Annotated in this window: 19 protein-coding genes and 3 pseudogenes; 9 read left to right on the top strand and 13 right to left on the bottom strand. The window is 59.7% G+C overall.

Annotated features, from left to right (window positions below; genetic code table 11):
- Positions 1 to 83 precede the first annotated feature (83 nt).
- From D3M70_RS20930 to D3M70_RS20920, 3 genes are all read left to right on the top strand, one after another.
- The gene (locus D3M70_RS20930) at positions 84 to 1,178 is read left to right on the top strand and encodes an OmpA family protein (protein ID WP_120127567.1); all 1,095 of its coding nucleotides are present in this window, start codon (positions 84 to 86) and stop codon (positions 1,176 to 1,178) included.
- Positions 1,179 to 1,226: 48 nt separating this feature from the next.
- Positions 1,227 to 1,874 (top strand): pyridoxamine 5'-phosphate oxidase, encoded by a 648-nt coding sequence (gene pdxH, locus D3M70_RS20925; protein ID WP_120127566.1) that lies wholly within the window; start codon positions 1,227 to 1,229, stop codon positions 1,872 to 1,874.
- A gap of 193 nt (positions 1,875 to 2,067) precedes the next feature.
- Complete coding sequence (locus tag D3M70_RS20920) at positions 2,068 to 2,532, top strand: glycine zipper 2TM domain-containing protein (protein ID WP_120127565.1); 465 nt, start codon at positions 2,068 to 2,070, stop codon at positions 2,530 to 2,532.
- A gap of 96 nt (positions 2,533 to 2,628) precedes the next feature.
- Here D3M70_RS20920 and nhaA read toward each other — a convergent pair whose 3' ends face one another.
- The 3 genes from nhaA to D3M70_RS20905 form a co-directional block, all read right to left on the bottom strand.
- Positions 2,629 to 3,816, bottom strand: coding sequence for a Na+/H+ antiporter NhaA (gene nhaA / locus D3M70_RS20915; RefSeq protein WP_120127631.1), 1,188 nt, complete (start codon positions 3,814 to 3,816; stop codon positions 2,629 to 2,631).
- Between the two features lie 314 nt (positions 3,817 to 4,130).
- Positions 4,131 to 5,744: an NAD(P)/FAD-dependent oxidoreductase gene (locus D3M70_RS20910; protein ID WP_120127564.1), complete on the bottom strand. Its 1,614-nt coding sequence runs from the start codon at positions 5,742 to 5,744 to the stop codon at positions 4,131 to 4,133.
- 95 nt (positions 5,745 to 5,839) lie between these two features.
- Entirely contained in the window at positions 5,840 to 6,520 is a 681-nt protein-coding gene (locus D3M70_RS20905) for a COG3650 family protein (protein ID WP_120127563.1), read from the bottom strand.
- 246 nt (positions 6,521 to 6,766) lie between these two features.
- On the opposite strand from D3M70_RS20905, the gene D3M70_RS20895 reads away from it, so the two are divergent.
- Complete coding sequence (locus D3M70_RS20895; protein WP_120127562.1) at positions 6,767 to 7,678, top strand: LysR family transcriptional regulator; 912 nt, start codon at positions 6,767 to 6,769, stop codon at positions 7,676 to 7,678.
- A gap of 185 nt (positions 7,679 to 7,863) precedes the next feature.
- Here D3M70_RS20895 and D3M70_RS20890 read toward each other — a convergent pair whose 3' ends face one another.
- The 6 genes and pseudogenes from D3M70_RS20890 to D3M70_RS33495 all read right to left on the bottom strand — a co-directional run.
- Positions 7,864 to 8,565, bottom strand: a complete 702-nt coding sequence (locus D3M70_RS20890; protein WP_120127561.1) for an ABC transporter ATP-binding protein — start codon at positions 8,563 to 8,565, stop codon at positions 7,864 to 7,866.
- Positions 8,566 to 9,333, bottom strand: a complete 768-nt coding sequence (livG, locus tag D3M70_RS20885; protein WP_092408935.1) for a high-affinity branched-chain amino acid ABC transporter ATP-binding protein LivG — start codon at positions 9,331 to 9,333, stop codon at positions 8,566 to 8,568.
- On the bottom strand, positions 9,333 to 10,595 hold the full coding sequence (locus D3M70_RS20880) for a high-affinity branched-chain amino acid ABC transporter permease LivM (protein WP_120127560.1): 1,263 nt from the start codon (positions 10,593 to 10,595) through the stop codon (positions 9,333 to 9,335). The genes livG and D3M70_RS20880 overlap by 1 nt, the downstream gene beginning before the upstream one ends.
- Complete coding sequence (gene livH / locus D3M70_RS20875) at positions 10,592 to 11,521, bottom strand: high-affinity branched-chain amino acid ABC transporter permease LivH (protein WP_120127559.1); 930 nt, start codon at positions 11,519 to 11,521, stop codon at positions 10,592 to 10,594. The genes D3M70_RS20880 and livH overlap by 4 nt, the downstream gene beginning before the upstream one ends.
- A 215-nt stretch (positions 11,522 to 11,736) precedes the next feature.
- Positions 11,737 to 12,682 (bottom strand): annotated as a pseudogene (locus tag D3M70_RS20870) (branched-chain amino acid ABC transporter substrate-binding protein); the annotation flags it as partial.
- A gap of 1 nt (position 12,683) precedes the next feature.
- A pseudogene (locus D3M70_RS33495) lies at positions 12,684 to 12,821 on the bottom strand (leucine ABC transporter subunit substrate-binding protein LivK); the annotation flags it as partial.
- 328 nt (positions 12,822 to 13,149) lie between these two features.
- Here D3M70_RS33495 and D3M70_RS20865 point away from each other — a divergent pair.
- A complete protein-coding gene (locus tag D3M70_RS20865; protein WP_120127558.1) occupies positions 13,150 to 13,449 on the top strand; it encodes a DUF2288 domain-containing protein in 300 nt (99 codons plus the stop codon).
- A 152-nt stretch (positions 13,450 to 13,601) separates the two neighbouring features.
- Here D3M70_RS20865 and D3M70_RS33490 read toward each other — a convergent pair.
- The 3 genes and pseudogenes from D3M70_RS33490 to D3M70_RS20855 all read right to left on the bottom strand — a co-directional run.
- A pseudogene (locus D3M70_RS33490) lies at positions 13,602 to 14,530 on the bottom strand (putative bifunctional diguanylate cyclase/phosphodiesterase); the annotation flags it as partial.
- A gap of 2 nt (positions 14,531 to 14,532) precedes the next feature.
- Positions 14,533 to 15,809: diguanylate cyclase domain-containing protein (locus D3M70_RS33485; protein ID WP_256659943.1), on the bottom strand; the 1,277-nt coding region annotated here is incomplete at its 3' end.
- Between the two features lie 148 nt (positions 15,810 to 15,957).
- Positions 15,958 to 16,347: a YkgJ family cysteine cluster protein gene (locus tag D3M70_RS20855; protein ID WP_120127556.1), complete on the bottom strand. Its 390-nt coding sequence runs from the start codon at positions 16,345 to 16,347 to the stop codon at positions 15,958 to 15,960.
- Positions 16,348 to 16,628: 281 nt separating this feature from the next.
- Here D3M70_RS20855 and D3M70_RS20850 point away from each other — a divergent pair, with 281 nt between their 5' ends.
- Positions 16,629 to 17,984: an MFS transporter gene (locus D3M70_RS20850; RefSeq protein ID WP_120127555.1), complete on the top strand. Its 1,356-nt coding sequence runs from the start codon at positions 16,629 to 16,631 to the stop codon at positions 17,982 to 17,984.
- Positions 17,985 to 18,106: 122 nt separating this feature from the next.
- Here the strand turns inward: D3M70_RS20850 and rapA are convergent, their stop codons facing one another.
- On the bottom strand, positions 18,107 to 20,953 hold the full coding sequence (gene rapA / locus D3M70_RS20845; protein ID WP_120127554.1) for an RNA polymerase-associated protein RapA: 2,847 nt from the start codon (positions 20,951 to 20,953) through the stop codon (positions 18,107 to 18,109).
- Between the two features lie 218 nt (positions 20,954 to 21,171).
- Between rapA and D3M70_RS20840 the strand changes: the two genes are divergently transcribed.
- The 3 genes from D3M70_RS20840 (at position 21,172) to ccoM (ending at position 22,033) form a co-directional block, all read left to right on the top strand.
- Positions 21,172 to 21,555 carry an aspartate-semialdehyde dehydrogenase gene (locus D3M70_RS20840; protein WP_120127553.1) on the top strand — a complete coding sequence of 128 codons (384 nt, stop codon included), beginning with the start codon at positions 21,172 to 21,174 and terminating at the stop codon, positions 21,553 to 21,555.
- A gap of 66 nt (positions 21,556 to 21,621) precedes the next feature.
- Positions 21,622 to 21,783: a hypothetical protein gene (locus D3M70_RS32060; RefSeq protein WP_165869860.1), complete on the top strand. Its 162-nt coding sequence runs from the start codon at positions 21,622 to 21,624 to the stop codon at positions 21,781 to 21,783.
- A gap of 133 nt (positions 21,784 to 21,916) precedes the next feature.
- On the top strand, positions 21,917 to 22,033 hold the full coding sequence (gene ccoM, locus D3M70_RS33985) for a cytochrome c oxidase subunit CcoM (protein ID WP_305955099.1): 117 nt from the start codon (positions 21,917 to 21,919) through the stop codon (positions 22,031 to 22,033).
- Positions 22,034 to 22,219 lie beyond the last annotated feature (186 nt).

Genomic DNA, 22,219 nt, shown 5'->3' with positions numbered 1-22,219 from the left:
TTCCTTTTCCAAAACGGCGTTTATGCGTGTTATATGGGCGCTGCTTCGTTCATTTTCTGATCAATTATTTGTGTGAGTCATCCATGTCTGCCAATAAAAGTCTCGCATTCGCTCTGTGCCTCGCCGTTACCGGCTGCGCACAAACGCCTCAGGATCAATCGGCCAGCAACGATCATTGGTGGTCGTTCGGCTCAGGCAAAAGCAACGACACCGCGCCGGTAAAACCTGCCGTCAGCCCGGTAGCCGCCGAAGTCGCCAAGACTGAAGCAGAAAGCGGCACTCACTGGTACTGGCCATTCGGCTCCGACCATGGCGCGACTGACAAGAAACCCGAACTGGCGGCGACTCAACCCGCCGCCAAACCCGCCGTAGCCAAGGCTGATGACGGCAGCAAGTGGTGGTGGCCGTTCGGTGCCAGCGAGGCAAAGAAAGACGCCGCGCCCGCCGTACCGAGGGTCGATCCAAAAGTGACCCAGGCCTGGCTGGACCAGTACGAACCCCGTGTGCGTGAAGCGATCAAGGACAGCAAGTTCGAACTCGAGCGCCGTGAGGACGTCCTGGTAGTGACTGCGCCGGTCGACAGCACCTTCAACCCCGACCGTCCGGAAATGCTGCTGCCGGTCAATCTCGGCCCGATCACGCGCATGGCCAAGCTGGTTGAAGGTGATCAGAAGTCCGCAGTGCTGGTGCTGGGCCACAGTGACGTCGCCAGCGACACCAACCTCAAGATCAGCCAGCAACGCGCACAGTCGGTTGCCGCGATCTTTCGTCTGAGCGGGCTGGAACGTAACCGTCTGAACCTTCGTGGTCTTGGCGCGGTGATGCCGCGTGCTGCCGATGACAGCGCTGCAGGCCGTGCGCTGAACCGTCGTGTGGAAATCATCATGACCCCGCAAGACACCATGATTGCGCTGATGGCCAAATACAACATGTCGCCTGCGCCAGCACCGACGATGGTGGCCTTGAAGGAAGCTAAACCAGTGGTTGCGCCAGCACCGGCACCCGCCACCAAGGCAGCGCCGGCCAAAGCCGCAGCACCAGCCAAAAAAGCCGTCGCGGCCAAGGCGCCTGCCACCAAGAAAGCTGCGGCCAAGAAAGCGCCAGCCAAGGCCAAGGCAGCGCCAGCCAAAGCTGCCGCCAAGAAACCTGCTTCCGACGCCCAAGCCAGCGCCAACTGAGGTTAATATCGGCATCCCGTCCACGGATTTCGATAAAGGAAGGCAGTGATGAGCCAGAGCCTGGCCGATATGCGCCGCAACTACGCCCGCGAGGGTCTGACTGAGGCGCAGGCACCGGAAGAGCCCTTTGCGCTGTTCCGCCAGTGGTTCGACGAGGCAGTGAAAACCGAGCAGGTGCCGGTCGAAGCCAATGCCATGACGCTGGCGACCGTCGATGCTGACGGTCGTCCACACTGCCGGGTCCTGTTGCTCAAGGGCCTCGACACTCAGGGTTTCACTTTCTTCAGCAACTACGACAGCGCCAAGGGCGAGCAGATGACTGCTCGGCCTTTCGCGGCCATGACCTTCTTCTGGCCAACCCTGGAGCGTCAGGTGCGGATCGAAGGCAGGGTGGTCAGGGTTTCCCCCCAAGAGTCCGACGCGTATTATCAGGTCCGCCCGCTGGGCAGCCGGCTGGGAGCGTGGGCATCTCCGCAAAGCAAGGTCATTGCTGATCGCGCTGAGCTGGAAGGTCTGCTCAAAGCCACCGAAGAGCGTTTCAGCGATACCCAACCGCACTGCCCGGAGCATTGGGGCGGCTATCGTCTGTTGCCAGACCGTATCGAGTTCTGGCAAGGGCGTCCAAGCCGGCTGCACGATCGCCTGAATTACCGAATGATCGACGGTCACTGGATTCGCGAGCGTCTCGCGCCTTAATCCGCGGATGCACGGAGCCAAGCGGCCTGAATTTCAATTCTTTGAATCTATCCAGTAGCCCGTCGTCCATACTTGTAGACGCTGGCGGCATACTGTATCTCGCCTGAATGAACCTAAATTATCGGGACAGGACCGTGACATCGATTGGCGTCGCGGAGTTTAATGGCCACCTGTTCCCCTGGAGATGAATGTTATGCGTAAGTCTGTTCTGTTGGTTGCTTCGTTCACCGCCATGGCGCTGACGCTGGGCGGCTGTACTTCGAGCCTGACCGGCGACTCGTATTCGCGCGATGAAGCCCGCCAGGTGCAGACCGTGCGTCTAGGCACTGTCGAATCGTTGCGTCCGGTAAAGATTGAAGGCACCAAGACGCCGATTGGCGCAGGCGCCGGTGCGATCGTCGGTGGCGTGGGTGGTAGCGCCATCGGTGGTGGTCGCGGCAGTATCGTGACTGCAGTCATTGGCGCCGTGGCCGGTGGTTTGCTCGGCTCGATGACCGAAGAAGGTCTGACGCGTACTCAGGGTGTCGAGATCACCGTTCGTGAAGACGACGGCACCATGCGCGCCTACGTTCAGCAGGTTCAGGAAAACGAGATCTTCCGTGTTGGCGAGCGCGTGCGCATCATGACGGTCAATGGCACCAGCCGCGTCAGCCACTGATTGGGCCTGAAGACTCTTCAAGCGGCTCATATGTAAGCCGGCTCACACAAAAAACGCCCCGATTTGTCGGGGCGTTTTGCTTTTCGGCGACGGGTGTCAGTGCGTGACAACGACCTGTTTACGACTGGCGACTGCCGTGATCGTATAACCGATCAATGCAGCGAGAATTGATCCGGTGAGGATGCCCATTCGATCCATCCCGGCAAACTCGCTTTGCCCCGGTACGAATGCCAACGAACCGACGAACAGGCTCATGGTGAAACCAATGCCGCACAGAATCGACACCCCCAGCACCTGACCCCAGTTTGCGCCCGTCGGCAATGCCGCCATGCCGGTTTTGACCGCCAGCCAGGTGAGGCCGAACACGCCCACCATCTTGCCCACCAGCAGACCCAGCGCGATACCCATGGGCACGTGATGGGTGAAGCTTTCGGCTGTTACGCCGCTCAGCGAAACCCCCGCGTTGGCAAAGGCGAACAGCGGCAGGATGGCGTAGGCAACCCACGGGTGCAGAGCGTGTTCAAGTTGCTGCAACGGTGAAGGAGAATTCCTTTCGGTCTTGAGCGGAATGCAGAACGCCAGAACCACGCCCGCCAGCGTTGCGTGGACGCCGCTCTTGAGCACGCAGACCCACAGCACCAGGCCTACAAGCAGATAGGGCGCAAGCTTGACCACGCCCAACCGGTTCATCGCGATCAACGAGAGGATCGACGCGGCTGCAAGGGCCAGGGAGAGATTGGACAGTTCACCCGAGTAGAACAGGGCGATGACGATGATCGCACCCAGGTCATCGATGATCGCCAGGGTCATGAGAAACAGCTTCAGCGACACCGGCACGCGTTTGCCGAGCAGGGCCAGTACGCCAAGGGCGAAGGCGATGTCGGTGGCCATCGGGATCGCCCAGCCGCTCATGGCAGCAGCGTTGCCCTTGTTCAGCGACCAGAACACCAGCGCCGGGATCACCATGCCGCCAATCGCGGCGGCGCCGGGCAGGACGATCTGCGAAGGGCGGGACAAGTGGCCCTGAAGCACCTCACGTTTGACTTCCAGGCCGATCAGCAGGAAGAACAGCGCCATCAAGCCATCGTTGATCCACAGCAGCAGGGGCTTGGCGATCTTCAATGCGCCTATCTGCGCGACCACAGGCACTTCGAGCAGACCGTTATACAGCCAGGACAAGGGCGAGTTATTGACGAGCAGGGCCAGGGCGGCAGCGGCGATCAACAGCAGACCGCCAGCCGCCTCGAGCTGGAAAAAACGTTTGAATGTATTGCGTACGGGCAAGGTCATTCTCCATGGACATGCGCAAAAGGAGCGACACCCTAACCTGTGTTCTTATTTCTGAAAACAAAAGTTATATTCGATTTGGTTATAAAAAATCGAAGAAGAATTTGTATACAAAGAATTCGTTAGATTAGTTACAAAGTGCTACAGCGCTTGAATGACGCGGGCTGTAGGAAGTTTCACTTTGTAATGTCGATCTTTTCGCGGTTGATAGGTGTAGGCGCCGGGCTGCTGGCGAATGTGAAGTGACGGACAACGTTGTTGTGATTGATCCGAAACATTCGTCAGCACGCCGGCGCCCACAGGGACCTCTATCAGTCCACGAGCCCCAACATGCTCTTCGCCAGCGCTTCGGCGATGCGAATCCCGTCGACACCCGCCGACATGATCCCGCCTGCATAGCCCGCGCCTTCACCGGCCGGGAACAGGCCTTTGACGTTCAGACTTTGCATATCCGCGCCTCGGGTGATCCGCAGCGGCGAGGACGTGCGGGTTTCGATGCCGGTGAGGATGGCGTCGTGTTGCGAGAAGCCTTTGATCTGCTTGTCGAACGCCGGCAATGCTTCACGAATCGCTTCGATGGCGAACGCGGGCAGCGCATCGGCCAGATCGGTGAGTTTCACACCTGGCTTGTAGGAAGGTTCGACGGTCCCAAGTTCCGTCGACGCCTTGCCTGCAATAAAGTCACCCACCAGCTGCGCGGGCGCTTCGTAGCTTTCGCCACCCATGATGTAGGCGTGGGATTCCAGACGTTCCTGCAGTTCGATACCCGCCAATGGGCTGCCCGGATAGTCTTCGTCCGGGGTGATGCCGACCACGATGCCCGAGTTCGCATTGCGCTCGTTGCGTGAATACTGGCTCATGCCGTTGGTGACCACGCGGTTAGGCTCCGAGGTGGCTGCCACGACCGTACCGCCAGGACACATGCAGAAGCTGTACACCGAGCGCCCGTTTTTGGCGTGGTGCACCAGTTTGTAATCGGCAGCGCCAAGTTTGGGGTGCCCGGCATATTTGCCCAGGCGCGCGCGGTCGATCAGGCCCTGCGGGTGCTCGATTCGGAAACCTACCGAGAACGGTTTGGCTTCCATGTACACGCCGCGGCCGTGGAGCATGCGGAAGGTGTCACGGGCGCTGTGTCCCAGCGCCAGAATCACGTGCCGGGAATCGATGCGTTCACCGCTGCCAAGGACGATACCTTGCAGTTGGCCGTCGTCGATCAATACGTCGGTCACGCGCTGCTCGAAGCGCACTTCGCCGCCCAGCGCTTCGATCTGCTGGCGCATGTTTTCAACGACGCCGGTCAGACGGAAAGTGCCGATGTGCGGTTTGCTGACGTAGAGGATTTCTTCGGGTGCACCGGCCTTGACGAATTCGTGCAGCACTTTGCGACCGTGGAATTTCGGGTCTTTGATCTGGCTGTAAAGCTTGCCGTCCGAGAAGGTGCCCGCACCGCCTTCGCCGAACTGCACGTTGGACTCAGGGTTGAGCACGTTTTTGCGCCACAGGCCCCATGTGTCCTTTGTGCGCTGGCGCACTTCCTTGCCGCGTTCGAGGATGATCGGCTTGAAGCCCATCTGGGCCAGCAGCAATCCGGCGAAGATCCCGCAAGGGCCGAAACCGACCACCAGTGGTCGTTCGCTCATGTCGGAAGGCGCATGGCCCACGACCTTGTAGCTGACGTCCGGCGCGACGGTAAGGTGTTTGTCATGGCTCAGGCGCTTGAGCAGGGCCGCTTCGTCGCGCACCTGAAGATCGATGGTGTAGATGAACTGCAGTTCGGAGGATTTCTTGCGCGCATCATAGCTGCGCTTGAACAGGGTGAAATCCAGCAGCTCGTCGCTGTCGATGCCCAGGCGTTGCACGAGCGCGGGGCGCAGCGCTTCATCCGCGTGGTCCAGCGGCAGTTTGAGTTCGGTGATTCGTAACATTGAAAGGTCCGGTTTCGGGCCGCAGGATCGGCCCGGCAGCGCTACAAGAACCGGCAATTATAAGCCACATTGCGGGCGCAGCGGTGGCTCGTCCCTCAATCGTTACGCATGCCACCGAAATAGGCGCATCCGCGCTGCACCTGACCGTTGACCCGCAGCTCGGCGGTGAGGTGCTGGACGGAGCCGTTCGCCGGATCCACGCAGCGCTGCGGCGCGACATAAAGTTCGACATGCTGATCGTTGGCATCGGTGATCAGGTTGAAGCGGCCTTCGGGCATCTGCTCCTCCATGTAAGGCACGGCGAACGGTTGCTGGCCTTCGCGCTCCAGCACCATGCCCTTGCCGCTGGCATTGAGGTTCCACTTGGGACCGTTGCCGCTGGCGTGGATGGTCAGGCGCTTGAAGTTCGGGTCTTCACAGGCATCGCTCGGGCGTTCGACCCGGTAAAACTGATAGACATCAGCCAGGCCATCGCTGCCTTGCGCCCGGCTGGCGACGAAATTGCCGCGCACATCAGCGAAGGCTTTGCCGTTCTTGTCCACCACTGAAGCGGCTTCCTGAAGAATGCCGGTGTTGCCTTTGTCAGTGACGGCGTAACGACGCTGTTCGTTGCAGGGGGCGAAGAACAGTTTGCCGCCGTCGCCACTCAGAATGCCTTGCATGCGGATCATGCCAGCGGTGGACACCGAGCTGTCAGCGGTTTGCGAGGGCAACAACTGGCAACCGGCAAATACGGGCAGCAGGGCGAACATCAGGACGGAACGAGCAGCGAACATGTGGCGGGTCTCCAGACAAGTGCCGCCACGTTACTCAGCCTGCTCGCTCATCACAAGAGGCGATTGGCCTGGGCGCAAAGTGTTTCCGGTGTGGAGCCCTTCTACATTTTTGATCCTGTGACCGGCCGGGCAGATCAGGAAATCGAAAGAACCTACCCGTTCGAATAGTTTGCGGATCGACCCTCTGTCACTACCATCGACCGCTTCGTAACCGCTGTTACGGCCGATTCGCATAAGGAAACCATCATGAGCGAAATGGACGATCTGGCAGCATTCGCCATGCTGGTGGAAGCCAACAGTTTTACCCTTGCTGCGCAATGGCTGGAGACCAGCACCAGCCAGCTGTCCAAGCGCATCAGCAAGCTGGAAAAAAGCTATGGCGTGATCTTGCTGCACCGCACCACCCGCAGTCTCACACTGACCTCGGCAGGGGCGGTTCTGCTGCCCGAGGCTCGGGCGCTGGTGGCGCAACGGGACCGGGTGCGCGATGCCATGGCGTATCTCAGCGAAAGACTGGTCGGCATGGTCCGGCTGACCGTGCCCGCGTCAGTGGGCGAGGTGTTTTTCGAGGGGATACTGACGGAGTTTTCCAAGTGTTACCCGCAGGTGCAGGTCGAGCTGGACCTCTGCAATCATTTCCGTGACCTGCGTCGCGACGGGTTTGACCTGAGTATTCGTCCAAGCGTGGGCATCGACCAGCTGCTGGTCGCCAAACCGCTGCTGTCCTCGCAGGAACTGACCTGCGCCAGTCCCGGCTACGTCGAGGCCCATGGCCGTCCAGCGACTCCCGAAGCCCTGCGCACGCATCGCTGCCTGCTCAACAGTCACTCTGCGGGCCGAGAAGGCTGGTGGGTCTATCACCAGAACCACGAAGTGAGTCGAGTGAATGTCCGCGGCCCTTTTGCCAGCAATCAATACAGCCTGCTGAAAAAGGCGGCCTTGGCGGGGACGGGGATTGCGCGCCTGCCTTCGTACATGGTCCACAACGAGTTGAACGACGGCAGCCTGCAATGGTTGTTGCGCGATTACCAGACACCGGTTTCGTCGATGTTTCTGGTGCACCCGTTCGAAGGACGGCTGCCGAGGCGGGTTCAGGTGATGGCCGATTATCTGACGCAGTGGTTCGTGCAGAGCGCGGCGGTGTTGGAAAAGCTTTGACTGGCACGCATGAAAAACGGCCCGATGAGGGCCGTTTTTCGAGGTGCGCCAAGGGTGATCCGGTAATCAACCTGTAGGAGCGCGCTTGCCCGCGATTGCGGTGGATCACAAACATGATCTATGTCCGTGATAACGCAATCGCGGGCAAGCGCGCTCCTACGACGATGGCAATCGTAGAGACGGCATCAGCCGCCCAGATACGCGTCCCGCACTTTCGGATCGACCAGCAGTTCAGCGCCGGTACCCTGCATCACCACTCGACCGTTCTCCAGCACGTACGCACGGTCGGCGATTTTCAAGGCCTGGTTGGCATTCTGCTCGACCAGGAACACTGTTACGCCATCACGACGCAGCTGTTCGACGATCTCGAAAATCTGCTGAATGATGATCGGCGCCAGACCCAGCGAAGGCTCGTCGAGCAACAGCAGCTTGGGCTTGCTCATCAGCGCGCGGCCAATGGCGAGCATTTGCTGTTCGCCGCCGGACATGGTGCCACCACGTTGATTGAAGCGTTCCTTCAAGCGTGGGAACAGGCCCAGGACCTTGTCCATCTGCTCCTGATAATCGCCCTTGTCGGTGAAGAAACCGCCCATCGCCAGGTTCTCTTCCACGGTCAGGCGGGCGAACACGCGACGGCCTTCAGGCACGACCGCAATGCTCTTGCGCATGATGACCGAAGATTCCAGACCCACCAGCTCCTCACCCATGTAACGGATGCTGCCGCTGTGAGCGCGCGGCGAACCGCACAGGGTCATCAGCAGGGTGGATTTGCCCGCGCCGTTGGCGCCGATCAGGGTGACGATCTCACCCTGCTGCACATCGATACTGACGCTGTGTAACGCCTGGATCTTGCCGTAGAAGGTGGAAACGTTGTCGAACTGCAGCATTTACGCTTCCCCCAGGTAGGCTTTGATCACTTCAGGATTGTCACGGATCTGCTCGGGCGTGCCGTCAGCCAGGGGGGTGCCCTGGTTGATCACCACGATGTGGTCGGAAATGCTCATGACCAGCTTCATGTCGTGCTCGATCAGCAACACCGTGGCGTTGTGCTCGTTGCGCAGCACACCGATCAGCGCCTTCAGGTCCTCGGTTTCCTTCGGGTTCAGACCGGCCGCTGGCTCGTCGAGCATCAGGATGCGCGGGCGGGTCATCATGCAGCGGGCGATTTCCAGACGGCGTTGCTGACCGTAGGCCAGCGTGCCGGCGGGGCGGTTGGCGAAGGCTTTCAAGTCAACCGCTTCGAGCCAGTGCTCGGCGTATTCCATGGCCTCGCGTTCGCTCTTGCGATACGCCGGTGTCTTGAACAGGCCGGACAGGAAATTGGTGTTGAGGTGACGATGCTGGGCCACCAGCAGGTTCTCGACCGCCGTCATTTCCTTGAACAGACGCACGTTCTGGAAGGTACGTACCACGCCTTTGCGGGCAATCTCGTGACCGGCCAGACCCTGAATCGGCTCACCGTCCAGCAGGATGGTGCCCGCTGTCGGCTTGTAGAAACCGGTCAGGCAGTTGAAGACGGTGGTCTTGCCGGCGCCGTTCGGGCCGATCATCGACACGACCTGTTTCTCGTTGACGGTCAGACCCACGCCATTGACCGCCAACAGGCCGCCAAAGCGCATGCTCAAGCCGGAGGCTTGCAGAAGTGGACGGCTCATCAGCGCTCCCCCTTGAGTTTCATGACGGGACGCTGCATTGGCAGGAAGCCCTGAGGACGCCAGATCATCATCAGCACCATCAAGGCGCCGAAGCCCAACATCCGGTATTCGCTGAATTCGCGAAGCAGTTCAGGCAACAGAATCATCACCACCGCCGCCAGAATCACGCCCAGCTGCGAGCCCATACCGCCCAGTACCACGATGGCGAGGATGATCGCCGACTCGAGAAAGGTGAACGATTCAGGGGTGATCAGGCCTTGGCGTGCGGCGAAGAAGCTGCCGGCGAAACCGGCGAACGCAGCGCCCAGGGTGAACGCGGAGAGCTTGATCACGGTCGGGTTCAGACCCAGCGCGCGACAGGCGATTTCGTCTTCACGCAGCGCTTCCCATGCACGGCCGATCGGCATGCGCAGCAGGCGGTTGATCACGAACAGGGCCAAAAGCGCCAGTAACAGGGCGATCAGATAGAGGAAGATCACCTTGTTGATGGAGTTGTATTGCAGGCCGAAGTATTCGTGGAACGTCTGCATGCCTTCGGCCGCTTTACGCTCGAAGCTCAGACCGAACAACGTTGGTTTTTCGATGTTGCTGATGCCGTTCGGGCCACCGGTGATGTCGGTCAGGTTGCGCAGGAACAGACGAATGATCTCGCCGAAGCCCAGCGTCACGATGGCCAGATAGTCACCCCGCAGACGCAACACCGGGAAGCCCAGCAGGAAGCCGAACGTGGCCGAGGCCAGGCCGGCCAGAGGCAGGCAGATCCAGAAACCGAAGCCGAAGTAGTGTTGCAGCAGGGCGTAGGTGTAGGCACCGACGGCGTAGAAACCGACGTAACCCAGGTCCAGCAGCCCCGCAAGACCGACCACGATGTTCAGGCCCAGGCCGAGCATCACGTAGATCAGGATCAGTGTCGCGATGTCCACCGCGCCGCGCGAACCGAAGAACGGCCAGATCAGCGCGGCGATGACGATTGCACCGAGGAACCAGCGCTGGGTCGACGGCAGGGTCAGGAAGTTGCTGGCCTTGTCCGACACCAGTTGCTTTTGCGGACGCGAACGCCACATGGCGCTGATCTGTTCATTGAACAGCACGCGCAGGAACATCAGCAGGGCAGCGGCGAAGATCACCAAGACAGTCGTGGTGCTGGCGCCGACGACCGCCAGGTTGACCCCGACGATGTCCAGTTTGAGCCCGAGGATCGGGTATGCGACGGCCAGTACCAGCACTGCGCTGAAGAGGGCCGATTTGAGATTCCTGGTCATACTTTTTCAACCTCCGGACGGCCGAGCAGGCCGGTTGGCCGGAACAACAACACCAATACGAGAAGACCGAACGCCACCACATCCTTGTACTGGTCGCCAAAGATGTCGGCGCCGAACGCTTCAGCCACACCCAGCACCAGACCGCCGAGCATCGCGCCCGGGATACTGCCGATACCGCCCAGAACCGCTGCGGTGAAGGCCTTGATGCCGACGAGGAAACCGGCGTTGGGGTTGATCACGCCGTATTGCATGCTCAGCAGTACCGCAGCGACTGCGGCCAGCGCCGCGCCGATGACGAAGGTCAGGGCGATGATGTTGTTGGTGTTGATGCCGAGCAGGTTGGCCATCTTGATGTCCTCGGCGCAGGCGCGGCAGGCGCGGCCCAGGCGAGAACGGGAGATGAACCACGTCAGGCCGAGCATGGCCAGAACGGTCACGATGAAGATCAGGATCTGCATGTACGAGATCACGACTTCATGGGTCGAGCCGGGGCCGAACACGAAGTTGCCGGGGATCAGGTTGGGAATCGATTTGTCTTTGGAGTCCTGCGACAACAGCACGGTGTTCTGCAGGAAGATCGACATACCGATCGCGGAAATCAGAGGGATCAGACGGTTGCTGCCGCGCAGCGGACGGTAGGCGACCCGTTCGATGGCGTAACCATAGGCACTGGTCACCACGATACTGGCGATGAAAGCGGCCGTGATCAGCAGAGGCAGGTTGTCCAGGCCCAGCATGGTCAGGCCGGCCAGGGCGATGAACGCCACGTACGAACCGATCATGTACACCTCGCCGTGGGCGAAGTTGATCATGCCGATGATGCCGTAGACCATCGTGTAGCCGATGGCGATCAGGGCATACGTGCTGCCAATGGTCATGCCATTAACCAGCTGTTGGAAAAAATGATAGAGATCTATCTCGGGCATTGCCGTGCTCCTAAAAACCTTCTCGGTGTTTCACTGGTGAAGTCTTTTTCCCGCTCGCGCGTCGTGATCTACGTCCGCGTTCGGCACGAGCCCAGTGATTCACTGGTGCGGTTTCAAGATGTTCAGGTGTCGGGATTCTTGTGAAATCCGTCGGCCTCGTAAAACAAAGCCCACTGCGGTTGCAGTGGGCTCCGGGTTCAACATGAGGCGTGTGATTACTTCACAGGGGCTTCAGTCTTGGTGCCATCTTTGTGCCAGGTGTAAACGACGAATTTGAAGTCTTTCAGGTCACCCTTGGCGTCGAAAGACAGATCGCCGGTAGGGGTCTTGAAGGTGCCAGCGCGAATGGCTTCGGCCACTTTGGCGGTGTCTTCGGACTTGGCGGCCTTGATACCGTCGGCGATGACTTCAACTGCGGCGTAGGCCGGGAACACGAAAGGACCGCTCGGGTCTTCTTTCTTGGCTTTGAATGCTTCTACCAGTGCCTTGTTGGCAGGATCCTGGTCAAAGGACTTCGGCAGGGTTACCAACAGACCTTCGGATGCGTCCTGAGCGATCTGCGAGATGGAAGCGTTACCCACGCCTTCCGGACCCATGAAGCCGGCTTTCAGGCCTTTTTCCTGAGCCTGACGCAGGATCAGACCCAGCTCAGGGTGATAGCCGCCGTAGTAGACGAAGTCGACGTTGGCTTGCTTCATTTTGGCGATCAGCGAAGAGAAGTCCTTGTCGCCGGCGTTGATGCCTTCGAACAGGGCGACTTTCACGCCGTCTTTTTCCAGGGTCTGCTTGACGGCAGTGGCGATACCTTCACCGTACTGCTGTTTGTCGTGGATGACCGCGACGATCTTCGGCTTGACTTGCTTGGCGATGTATTCGCCGGCAGCCGGGCCCTGCGCACTGTCCAGACCGATGGTGCGGAACACCATTTTGTAGCCACGGCTGGTGATTTCCGGACTGGTGGCAGCCGGAGTGATCATGATGATGCCTTCGTCTTCGTAGATGTCGGACGCTGGCTGAGTGGAGCTGGAGCACAGGTGGCCGACCACGAATTTCACGCCGTCGTTCACCACTTTGTTGGCGATCGCGACCGCTTGTTTAGGGTCGCAAGCGTCGTCGTAATCAACGGCTTCCAGCTTCTTGCCGTCTACGCCGCCTTTGGCGNGCCGTATTGGGCAACAGCACCGGTTTTAGGGCCGGCGATGCCGATCTTGATGGTGTCAGCTGCGAACGAATGGCTGGCAACCCCCGCCAGAACCAGTGCGGCAAACAGCTTGGAAATCTGATTAATACCCTTAGTCATGATGCTCCACTCTTGCGTTGTAGTTTTTATAATCCTGACGGCCAGAAGCTGCAGGACCGGATTGATTATCCAGGCCATTCCCCCGGCAACTGTACCGGAACAGTTTAGAGCGCCGGTCGAGCGCTTGAAAAGCTGGCTGCAGGGGGCAAAACCTGTTGATGTCGCTTAATCGAAAGAAAGATACACAATCAAGCCGGTCGATTGCCCAACCGGGTCGTTCAATCTATCGGCTTGAGCGAAGTTCTCTGCAATCAATCACTTGAATCCAGGTTTGAGCGCGGGAAAGGCGGCGGTATGATTCAGACCGATTTTCCAAACGGTGAAACCCATGACGCAAGAACCTAGCACCCTCTATGCCAAACTGCTTGGCGAAACGGCTTCAATTACCTGGAATGAATTGCAACCGTTCTTTGCCAAGGGTGCCCTGTTGTGGGTCGAGCCTTCGCAGGATCTGATAGCTGTTGCCCAGGCATTTGCCGAGAACGCCGAGGCGAAAGTCGCCACGTGGCTTAACAGTGGGGAGGTCGGGAAGGTCTCTGAATCAAAGGCTCTGGACTTGCTTGAACGAGATCCACCGTTGTGGGCAGTGGTAGTGGCGCCGTGGGTCATGATCCAGGAAAGGGCGTGAGGGTTGCTTGCGCCTTATTTTGGTGCGTTGAATGATGGCAAAGTGGGTAGGGCGGTAACTGTAAGTGGGGTGTCAGTAGCAAAAAATCCCAGCAATTGTGTGCTGTGATCATTTGCGGTCTGGCTAACGCCAGCCACATCAGAGAGTCCCGCTCACCGCGTTGGCGGCCGGTTCCCGGCAGATCGCCCGATTGCGGTTTGAACGTTCGGTTTCACCGCATCGAGTATGGCGGTCGATGGCCACAAACCGGCGGGGCGGCGCATGTTGAGCTGTTTCACCAAGGGACGAAGATCGCTCAGCGGCGCTGGCTTGCTGAACAGATAACCCTGGACGTAGTCGCACCCGTAGTGGCTGAGAAAGTCCAGTTGCGCCGGGGTCTCCACGCCTTCTGTCACGACCTTCAGGTGCAGCGTGTGGGCCATCAGGATGATTGCCTGGACGATCTCCATGTCCTGGGGCGAGCGGGGGATGTCGATGATGAACGAACGGTCGATCTTTACCGTGTCCAGTGGCAAGCGCTTGAGGTAAGCGAGCGACGAGTAACCGGTGCCGAAGTCGTCGATGGACAAGGCGACGCCCAGAGCACGAATCTCCTTGAGCAGGATGATGGTGTTGCTGATATTGCCCATCAAGGCATTCTCGGTGACTTCCAGCTCCAGTCGATGAGGCGCGACGCCGGCTTCCTTCAAGGCGCTGTCGACTTCCTCCAGCAACTCTTCGCGGGCCAGGTTCAACGCCGAGCAGTTGACCGCGATCACCAGTTTCTCGAATCCCGGCTCCGTGAGCTGACCCAGATCGCGACAGGCCCGGCGCAAGACCCAGTTGTCCAGTTCGGCGATCAAACCGTTGTTTTCCGCGATGCTGATGAAGCGATCCGGGGTCAGCAGGCCATGGGTCGGGTGCTCCCAGCGCACCAGCGCCTCCAACTTGGCGACATGCCCGGTGCGTAGATCGACGATGGGTTGGTAATACAGTTGCAGGGCGCCTTCTTGTCGCAGCGCCGCGCGCAGTTCCTCTTCCAGATGAAGTTCCAGACTGGCCTTGGTCTTGAGGTTGGCGCTGAAGAAATGAATGCTGTTGCNNTCCGAGGTTTCGCCATCCTCGGGATAAACACTGATACCGATACTGGTGGTCATGACCATGCGCCGCCCCGACAGCGCGATGGGCTCTTTCATCTTTTGCATCACTCTCTGCGCCAGGTGCAGGGCCTCGTTGGTACTGTTCAGCGCAATGAGGATGCAGAACTCGTCGCCGCCGAAACGCGCGACCACGTCATTGCTGCGGGTGGCGCTGCGGATGCGCTCGGCGATCACCTTCAACAATTCGTCTCCAGCATCATGGCCCAGACTGTCGTTGATGCGCTTGAAATGATCGATGTCCAGGAACATCACCGCGAGCATGCCTTCAGCGAGCTTTTGCTCCATCAGGCGTTCAGCGAAGATCTGGTTGAAACCACGGCGGTTGATCAGGTTGGTCAGCGCGTCGTAATGCGCCACTTGCTGCAAGGACACGCGGGCCTGATCGAGCTGACTCAGTAGCGCGTTGACCCGATTCAGATCGCGCTCCTTGGCTTGCAGTTTCTTGTCTGCCAGTGCCGCGCTGACGCTGCCGGCGATGATCAGCAGCACGATCAGAGCGATGGTCAGGCTCAACTGCAGGCTGTTTTCCATGGCCGGGGGCTGAAGCTGCGTTCCGGCGGGCACGATCAGGTGCAGCGCCCACATCCCCATGAAGTGTGTGCTGACGATGCCCGCGCCCAGAACCAGGCTCGCGCCGTACTTGAGGAGTTGATGAAATACACCACTGCCCTGACGCAAGTGAATGGCAAGTACCAGCGCGGCGAGGCTGCTGGCGATGGCGATCACGATGGAGGCGACAAAACGCACCGGTTCGTAAAACTGCAGCGCACTGGAGCGCATGGCCGACATGCCTACGTAATGCATGGCGGTGATGCCAAGACCGATGAAAACGGATGCAAAGAGGTATTGCGCGAGGCTCAGCTGTGGATGGCTCAGGGCTTCCATCGCCACCATCCCGGCAATCAGCGCGATGGCCAGCGACGCGATAGTGATGGGCAGCTCATAGTGCATTTCCAGCGGTGTTTGAAACGACAGCATGCTGATGAAATGCATGGCCCAGATACCCACGGCCAGGCACAACGCGCCCAACGCTCGCCAGCGGATTCGGGCGTTGAAATTATCGACATGTCCGATTCGCTCGGCGATGTCCAGCGTTGCGAAGCTGGCGGCACAGGCCACCAGATACGCCAGCAGGATGAGAAGGGGGTTATGGCTGCACTCGAGCAGCATCCGGCCGTCCGCCGGCACAGAAGGAAGAAAATGCAAACCCAGCCAATCCATAGCACGCTCCATGTGTCCACTGCCGGAGTAGCCCCAGTCTGGGTAACTGATGGCACTTTGCGATGATTATAGAGGTGACTGGGTTTTAAACACTCGTTTGGGGACGGATGTACACATTATTTCGAAATAACAGTTATCGCGAATGGTTCTAAGCAGTAGCGATGTCATCTGGCAAAAGGCCCCAACCATCATCATTGCCCGGCGGCGGGGAGATTGCGGCCAGACCGAATTTCGCCCTGGCAGCATCGCAATCCGCATTGTGTATCCCGTCCGTCCAGGACGCCTCGAACTCGCGGCAGGTGCTGGAGCGCTGTTCATAAATTGAACAGCTCGTTCCCTTTCCCACTTCCCCTACAAGCGCCGTGCAGCGCACGGATTTGCAGTCGGTGCCAAGCATTGCCACGCGACTCGGGCTGATGCTGCTCACCCGGTCATCGGGGACCGTGCCTCCCGCCGACGCGCACTCACCCCAGAAAAAAGACACGCGAAAATATGAACAGCAGGCACCACAATTCAGGCACGGACTGACGTCGGACATGGTTTCAACCAAGAAGGGCCAAGACGAAGGGAGGGGTAGAACGGCTGGCCATTCTAGGCTTTCCGTTGCGCCTGGGAAGTGGGTTCAGAAAATATTTCTGGATGTGTATGAGGCTTGAAATGGGCAGTCGTTGCGAGGATTAAATCGCTCGGGACATTCGATTCCGATGGGTTGATATCAGCCTGGCGAATAATCACAGACAGCTGAGGGTGGGCTGTCTAGATTTCCATTTCCTGGCCTGGTCGTGTCTGGCCGAAAAACAACAATAAAGAGATCGACACATGGATCATTCGACTCAGGCGGCGAACGCGTGGCGCATTCTGTTCCTGTTGTTTCTGGCCAATCTTTTCAACTTTTTCGACCGCACGATTCCGGCGATCATCATTGAGCCGATTCGCAAGGAATGGCTGCTGAGCGACTTTCAGCTTGGAATCATCGGCACCGCGTTTACGTTGGTCTACGCGATTGCGGGGTTGCCGTTGGGGCGCATGGCGGACAACGGCTCGCGACGCAAGTTGATGGGCTGGGGCCTGGCGGTGTGGAGCGGGCTGACAGCGGTCAATGGCCTGGTCGGCAACTTCTGGGCGTTCTTGCTGGTGCGCATGGGCGTTGGCATTGGCGAGGCGAGCTATGCGCCAGCCGCCAACTCACTGATCGGCGATCTGTTCCCTGCACACAAACGCGCGCGGGCAATGGGGATCTTCATGCTCGGCCTGCCACTGGGGCTGTTGCTGGCGTTCTTCACCATCGGCGCGATGGTCAAGGCGTTCGACAGTTGGCGTGCGCCGTTCTTCATCGCGGCAGTGCCGGGCCTGGTGCTGGCCGTCTTCATGTTTTTCATTCGCGAGCCGGCGCGGGGGGCCGCAGAAAGCATTGCGACGTCGCAAGAGAAGATCGACCGGCCGATCCGCCGCGTGCTGTCGATTCCAACCTTCCGTTGGCTGGTGCTGGCGGGCCTTGCTTTCAACTTCGCGACCTATGCGTGCAACTCGTTCATGGTGCCGATGTTGCAGCGGTATTTCCTGTTGCCGTTGCAAGAGGCCGCCATGGCGACGGGGATGATTGTCGGTGTGACGGGGCTTGTGGGTTTGACCGCCGGTGGCTGGGTCGCGGACAAGCTGCATCAGCGTTTCGCCAATGGCCGGTTGATGTTCGCGGCATTGAGCATGGCGATTGCCAGCCTGTGCACGGGTTATGCGCTGCATGCCGGCCGCATCGAGATAGGTGTGTTCGTCGCCGTGTTCAGCCTCGGCTGGCTGTTCTCCTACAACTTCTATACCTGCGTCTACACCGCCATCCAGGACGTGGTGCAGCCGCGGTTGCGGGCAACGGCCATGGCGCTGTTCTTCGCCGGGTTGTATCTGTTGGGCGGTGGCCTGGGGCCGGTGGTGGTCGGGCTGTTGTCGGATCATTTCGCTCATTCAGCAATGTACGCGGCGCAGGTCGAACAGATGACCGAACCGTTCAAGGCCGTCGGGCTGCATGATGCGATGTACCTGATTCCGGTGGCGCTGTTCTTTGCGCTGGTGTTTCTGGTGCGGGCGTCGAAGTGCTTCAGTCGCGATGCGCAGCGGATGCGCGAAGGGATGCTGGCCGATGAGCCAGTAGCGGCAGGGGTGAAACCGTCAGTCGCTTAGGGTTTTTGCTCGTTCCCACGCTCTGCGTGGTAACGCTGGGCTGGACGCTCCGCGTCCGCTTGTTGATGTGACGCGGGGCATCAAGGGATGCATGCCCACGCAGAGCGTGGGCATGATCAGACTTATCCGGCGACCAGCACCCGGATCGCTTCCAGACGCAGTGCCGCCTTCTCGAGCATCGCCAGACCTTGCTCGCGCTGCTCGCGCAAGGCAGTCAGTTCGCTGTCGCGCACGGTCGGGTTGACCGCTTGCAGGGCGGACAGACGCGCCAGTTCTTCATCGGTATCGGCTGCCAGGCGACGTTGGGCTTCGGCCACGCGCTCGGCGTGTTTCGGCGCAATCTTGCTTTCGGCGGCATTGATCTGCGGGTTGAGCACGTCGCGCTGGGCCTGGATGAACTTGTTGGCGCTGGCGCGGGGCACGCTTTCCAGCTGATCGTTCAGGGTCGTGAATGAAACACGTCCCGACAGATCGTTGCCGTTGGCGTCCAGCAGACAGCGCAGGGCGGCGGGCGGCAGGTAACGGCCCAGTTGCAGCGAGCGCGGTGCAACCACTTCGCTCACATACAGCAGCTCAAGCAGCACGGTGCCGGGTTTCAGCGCCTTGTTCTTGATCAGCGCCACGGCGGTGTTGCCCATGGAACCGGACAGCACCAGATCCATGCCGCCTTGCACCATCGGGTGCTCCCAGGTGATGAACTGCATGTCCTCGCGAGACAGCGCCTGATTGCGGTCGTAGGTAATGGTCACGCCTTCGTCGTCGCCGAGCGGGAAGCTGGCGTCGAGCATCTTCTCGCTCGGCTTGAGGATCAGCGCGTTTTCCGAATGATCTTCGCTGTCGATGCCGAACGCGTCGAACAGGGTTTCCATGTAGATCGGCAGGGTGAACTGATCGTCCTGCTCAAGAATCGCCTCGACCAGCGCCTCGCCTTCACCCGCGCCGCCGGAGTTGAGCTCCAGCAGGCGGTCGCGACCGGTGTGCAGTTCGCTTTCCAGACGCTCGCGTTCGGCGCGGGCCTCGTTGACCAGCGCCTGCCAGTCGTCCTCGTCGCCACCTTCCAGTTGCGGCAGCAGACGCGGTCCGAACTGGTGCTGCAGGGCGTTGCCGGTCGGGCAGGTATTGAGGAATGCATTCAGCGCTTCGTGATACCACTGGAACAGACGCTCTTGAGGGCTGGTTTCCAGATACGGCACGTGCAGTTCGATGATGTGCTTCTGGCCGATACGGTCCAGACGGCCGATACGCTGCTCCAGCAGGTCCGGGTGCGCAGGCAGATCGAACAGCACCAGGTGATGGGAGAACTGGAAGTTGCGGCCTTCGCTGCCGATTTCCGAACAGATCAAGACCTGCGCGCCGAACTCTTCGTCGGCGAAGTAGGCCGCCGCGCGGTCGCGCTCGAGGATGTTCATGCCTTCGTGGAACACGGTGGCCGGGATGCCGGAGCGCACGCGCAGGGCGTCTTCCAGGTCCATCGCGGTTTCAGCGTGGGCACAGATCACCAGCACTTTGACGCGCTTGAGCATTTTCAGCGTGTCGATCAGCCAGTCGACCCGTGGGTCGAAGCGCCACCAGCGTTCTTCTTCGCTGGTCTCGCCCTGAGCCTGGAAGCTGACTTCCGGGTACAGATCGGCATGCTCGCCAATTGGCAATTCGAGGTATTCGGCCGGGCACGGCAGCGGATACGGATGCAGCTTGCGTTCCGGGAAACCCTGGACAGCGGCGCGGGTGTTACGGAACAGCACGCGACCGGTGCCATGGCGGTCGAGCAATTCGCGGATCAGACGGGCGCTGGCTTCGGTGTCGCCATCGGCCACGGCAGCCAGCAAGGCTTCGCCTTCGGCACCGAGAAAGCCATGAATGGTCTTGTGGGCTTCAGGAGACAAACGGCCCTGATCGAGCAATTCCTGAACGGCTTCGGCCACCGGGCGATAGTTTTCGCTTTCGGCGCGGAAGGCGTGCAGGTCATGAAAACGGTTTGGATCGAGCAGACGCAGACGGGCGAAGTGGCTGTCCTGTCCCAGTTGTTCCGGGGTCGCGGTCAGCAACAGTACGCCCGGGATCACTTCGGCCAATTGCTCGACCAGCGAATACTCCGCGCTGGCCTTTTCTTCGTGCCAGACCAGGTGGTGAGCTTCGTCGACCACCAGCAGATCCCAGCCGGCCGCGAACAGCGCGTCCTGAGCTTTCTCGTCGTCCACCAGCCACTCCAGCGAAACCAGCGCCAGTTGAGTGTCTTCGAACGGGTTGCTGGCATCGCTTTCGATGAAACGCTCGGCGTCGAACAGCGCGACCTGCAGGTTGAAGCGACGGCGCATTTCCACCAGCCACTGGTGCTGGAGGTTTTCCGGCACGAGGATCAGCACGCGGCTGGCGCGGCCCGAGAGCAGCTGGCGATGAATGACCAGGCCGGCTTCGATGGTCTTGCCCAGACCCACTTCGTCAGCGAGCAGAACGCGCGGGGCGATACGGTCCGCGACTTCGCGGGCGATGTGCAATTGGTGAGCGATAGGCTGGGCACGAACGCCGCCCAGGCCCCACAGCGAGGATTGCAGTTGGCGGCTGGTGTGCTCGAGCGTGTGATAACGCAGTGAGAACCAGGCCAGCGGGTCGATCTGCCCGGCGAACAGACGGTCGCTGGCCAGTCGGAACTGAATGAAGTTCGAGAGCTGGGTTTCCGGCAGGGTGACCGGTTGGTTCTGCGCATTGAGACCGTGGTAGACCAGCAGGCCGTCGACGTCGTCGACTTCGCGAACGGTCATTTTCCAGTTCTCGAAGTGGGTGATGGTGTCACCCGGCGAGAAGCGCACCCGCGTCAGCGGGGCATTGCGCAACGCATATTGGCGCGTGTCGCCAGTGGCCGGATAGAGCACGGTCAACAAGCGGCCGTCCTGTGCCAGAACGGTGCCTAAACCCAGCTCGGCTTCGCTGTCGCTAATCCAGCGTTGCCCCGGTTGATACTGCTGCGCCATGCTGCCTGACTCCCGCCTTGAAAAAGCCGACTATGTTAACGGAACAAGCCGCCAAGGCCAAAGGCGCATTGTAAAAAGCCCCGTATTTATTGGACGTATGGCCTGATGTTTGGGTCCACATTTGCACTAGTTGCGAAAAACATAGTCCAAACTTCCTCTTCCGACGGCTCAAGTCGACGAAACGGCAGCCGACAGCTTGATAACAGGAGACCATTACCATGCTGCCACCGCTGATTCCCTTGAGTGCAGCCCCCGTGACTGCGCAGCAGGACCCGGTCAGGCCGACACCGGACATTCCGCCCGTGACCCCGGTGCAGCCGAGTTCCAGCGAAACCACGATCAACATGGGTGAGCGCGATCCGGAACAGGCGCAGTTGATGCTGCGCGAGGAGCAGCGTCGACAGCAACGGCGTCGCCGTGATCGACGCACTGCCGATCGTCATCCCGATCTGAACGAGGATGAAGGGCAGGCTGCGCAAGATTCGGCGCATCAAGGCCCGGCCATGCCCGGCGACTACCTGAACGCCGATAACACGGTGCCGGTGGTGCCGATCATCGACGACGAGCCGCGTCAGGGCTTGTGGGTGGATCTGAAAGTCTGAGGTGCTGGTCAGCGCCGGCGCGATTGCGCATTATTGTCGCCATTGGGCATTCGAGAGCGGCACGCCATGAGCGATGATGAAAAACTGGTAGACCTGAGCGTCGAGCGCGCCAAGCGCGTTCACGATCTCAACGACAAGCGGCTCAACGAAGTGCGTCAGGCCTTCGAGCAGGCAATGCCGTTGGGCAAAGGCAAGAAAAAGCCGAAGAACAAACCGAAAAAGCGCTAGACCTCCCTTCTTTTTCCGATCCGGTCGATGAGCTGCCGTCATGTGCGGCGGCGTTGACCTGGATCAATATCTCTCGATTCGTCTCTGGTTAATCTGCACCCATCGAACAGGGTCACGGCAGGAGGGGGCGCTCATGTTTCCCGACCATGTGGTGGTAGGCGGTGTCATCACGGTCATGCTGATGCTGAGTTGTTTCGCAGGGCTGGGGTTGTTTATCTGGAGAGACTCACCCAAGAGCGGCAAGGATTGAGTCTTTATAAAAAGAGCACGCAAGGCATTTTGGGCGACTTCGGTTGCCCATTTTTTTGGTTTTTTGGGGGGAGTCGGTGGCGCTGGAATGGTGGATATATCCTTCATTTGTGGCGGCCCTGATTTTGGTTCTGCCTAACGGCAGAAGCGTTCCGCCTTCGGCGGGTTACTTGAAAAGACCCCAAGT

Source organism: Pseudomonas sp. LS-2, assembly GCF_003605735.1.
Classification (GTDB): Bacteria; Pseudomonadota; Gammaproteobacteria; order Pseudomonadales; family Pseudomonadaceae; genus Aquipseudomonas.
Note: the sequence above shows the minus strand (reverse complement) of the source record. Positions and strands in the feature narration are given on the sequence as shown.